This is a genomic window from Cupriavidus sp. 05T313, from assembly GCF_056396665.1.
On the sequence record NZ_JBFTLX010000483.1, the window covers coordinates 1 to 2637 of the forward strand.

3 protein-coding genes are annotated in these 2637 nt (G+C 44.0%); all 3 read left to right on the plus strand.

Annotation, left to right across the window (positions count from 1 at the left end; all coding sequences use genetic code 11):
• Nucleotides 1–385, plus strand: a 385-nt coding sequence (locus tag AC1DKD_RS41060) for an acyltransferase (protein WP_477144726.1), incomplete at its 5' end; no start/stop codon positions are given.
• Nucleotides 386–552: 167 nt separating this feature from the next.
• Nucleotides 553–1566, plus strand: coding sequence for a hypothetical protein (locus tag AC1DKD_RS41065; RefSeq protein ID WP_477144727.1), 1014 nt, complete (start codon nt 553–555; stop codon nt 1564–1566).
• Nucleotides 1567–1617: 51 nt separating this feature from the next.
• The coding region (locus AC1DKD_RS41070) for a glycosyltransferase (protein ID WP_477144728.1) at nt 1618–2637 on the plus strand (1020 nt) is incomplete at its 3' end.

Below are 2637 nucleotides of genomic sequence, written 5' to 3' on the forward strand. Positions count from 1 at the left end.
TGGTTGTCGTATATCAAATGCGAAGAATATTGAATTTCATCCGGATGATCTGAATATATTTCAGTCGTCCGGAACCTATTTTCAAAACTTTTCCGGAMAGATTTATTTGGGAAAGGGATGCTATATTGCGCCAAATGTCGGAATTATTACGGCRAATCATCGAATTGATGCGCTAGACGAACATACAGAAGGCCGTGATGTGAAAATTGGCTCCGCGTGCTGGCTTGGAATGAACTCAATAATTTTGCCGGGCGTGGAGCTCGGCCACAATACCATTGTTGGGGCCGGATCTGTTGTAACAAAGAGTTTTCCGGAGGGAAACGTAATTATCGGCGGTGTTCCGGCCGTTCTAATTAAGAAGATCGGTCGACCAGGATCGCAGTGACAGTGGTGTCAAGCAGTTGGGGGCGGCTGCCGCGATTCGACCAGGTGACTCTCAAATAATGAAGTTCTATGCAACATATTCACATAATTGCGCTGCTGATTTTTGCTTTTGTGGTTTGTCACCAACCTCTTGGCCAACTCCGTTTTAAGAGAAGCGGAAATCCCTTGATGTTGGTTGTGCTGATCTACATTATTAGCGGGATATCTTCATATTTCGTGGGCGAAGAGGTAATGCCTACTTTCGATTTTTCCGCACACAAATATTACTATTACTTTGCATACACGTTTTTCTCGATCCTGGTACTGATGCCAATCTATTTCCTAAGGGGATACAGGTTGACGGGTATCTCACTGAGAGCAGGGAGATCTTTAAGATTGACCTACATCATCGCAAGTATTGGAATCTGGTTTTCACTCGCTTATCAACTTCCATATGCTGTATTGGCTATGTCGATGGGAGCCAAGACAGTTAGAGACGGGCTAAATGTGGAGAGTGTGAGCGTTTTGCCGGTCAGCTACCTTACAACACTGGCGGTTGGGATATCAAGTTTCTACGTGATATTTATAGTCATGTTCTACATGGCAATTGTAAAGAGAATGGGATTTTATTACAAAATTTCAATGCTGGCTGGAGGTGCATTGTATTTCGTCTCGAGTATTTGTTTTTCGGCACGTGATGGGGCCATATTTTTTGCACTGCCATATGTGTTTGCCGAGACAATCGCCTCCCAGGTTACGTTTTATGGTCTTGATTTGCGGTTGCCACTAATTTCGAGCATTCTTTTTGGCAAGGTTCCGGATGTGGTCAGGTATGTACCATATGAATGGTCCTTTGGCACATTCTTAAAGGACTATTACGCAATGTACGGATGGACATCGCTGGTTACTCTGTCTGTTTTTACCGCATTTTTATTTGGTTTGATATTTTTTAATAATAAAAAATATCATCCGGTTACGTTCCTAATAGCGCTGTCATTCTATTTCCAATTTATGACATCTGGTGTTTTCTATTTTAGATTGGGGACGATGCCAGGAAATCAATATATGGTTATTGTCCTTCTTCTGTTTTTGGGTGGAAAAATATTCCTTAGGAGAGGGAGGTTGTACATTATGCAAAATAGACCGTTGCCAGGGGGAAGGGCGAGAGCGGAGTTTGTGGGTCCCGTTAATGTGGGTCGATAGGGCATTTTTTGTCCGGGTTATTATAAATAATTTAATGTAATATAAACGGCGATGAATATTACAATTTTTGCATATGATTTGCGAGAAAAATCCCTGGCCGGATCCTATCGAACAAGGAAATTTATTAGGTATTTTTCGGAGTCAGGAGTCCAGGTAAAAGTTGTTTGCGCTTTTGTTGATGATGGTTYTAAAGAATATTGTGCTGATCAGGGGATCGAGATTGTTTTGATATCCGACGTGGATCATGAAACTCGTGGGTTTTTAGACAAGATTTTTGTCAGGGCAGTAGCCATACCTGACATCGGAGCTCGGTGGGTTCGTAAGGCGATGCGGAATTATCGCGTGATTGAGATAATATCGAATTCTGAAGTTGTATATTTGAGTAGTCCGCCTCACGGCTTGCAGTTGGCTGGGCCTTACATCACGTCTAAGTTTAATATCCCATTTGTTGCAGATTTCAGGGATGATTTTGTCACAAACCATAGGATAAATTGGAGAACTCCGGTTCATAAAAAAAGTGCGTATCGAATAGAGCGGTCCGTTTTACGAGAGGCGGCCGCAGTTATAGTGAATACGGACATTGTGAAGCAACGGTTTGCCTCTCGACATGGGGACAGTGCAGGAAAGATTTCCTGCATAACGAACGGATTTGATTCAAGTGATGTTGCTTCAAGCCGAGAAGTCGTTCGAGCTCAGGAAAATATCAATAAGGGCAGTCGTCGACTGATCTATTCTGGGTCAGCGTACGATGGCTTTGCGGCAGATGCCATTGGCAGGATCGTGGCTTCCATTGATGCCGCTGGTATGAGCAAACAGTGGGAAATTCACACAGCAGGTCCCGGGAACTGGGATTGCGCATCGACTTACGAGAACTGGGTACATCACGGTCTCTTGAGCCAAGAAGGGGCTGCGAGTTTGATGCGAGATGCGGATTTGCTTCTGCTCCTAATGCCACCAGGGGAGCGAGAGCCTTCGGGAACGGTTCCGTTGAAAGCGTATTCCTATTTGGGATCGGACCGACCAATTATCTATTTTGGAGAGACCGGTTCGACTACTGAACTCCTTAAGGAG